This is a genomic window from Xanthomarina sp. F1114 (assembly GCF_026410255.1).
In the GTDB taxonomy this organism is placed as follows: domain Bacteria; phylum Bacteroidota; class Bacteroidia; order Flavobacteriales; family Flavobacteriaceae; genus Xanthomarina.
The window spans coordinates 1-335 of the sequence record NZ_JAPMLL010000054.1; the positions used below are offsets into that span (position 1 = coordinate 1).

Below are 335 nucleotides of genomic sequence, written 5' to 3' on the forward strand. Positions count from 1 at the left end.
ATTTGAGACCCAACTAATGGCGTTGTGTTTCCGTTTACTACTTCTTTTGTAAGCGATAAATCGGCTACTAGATCGGTAGGTGTAATTAACACGCTATCTTGATCGTCTTCAGTTTCATCACCGTTATTTGGTGTAGAATCTGGATCAGGCAAATCGGATGCTGTTACTTCTGCAATGTTCAGATAATCTCCTGTTTCATTTACTACCACATTTATAGTTAGAGTTTCAGTAGCTCCGTTTGTAATTGTTCCTGCAGTCCAAACTCCTGTTACATTATTATATGTTCCAGATGATGTACTGAAAGACACATAATCAAATCCTGATGGTAATAAATC

Annotated in this window: 1 protein-coding gene; it reads right to left on the bottom strand. The window is 37.3% G+C overall.

Annotation, left to right across the window (positions count from 1 at the left end; all coding sequences use genetic code 11):
- Window positions 1-335 (bottom strand): DUF11 domain-containing protein (locus OS188_RS14760; RefSeq protein WP_267149615.1); only part of this gene is annotated, 335 nt, incomplete at both ends.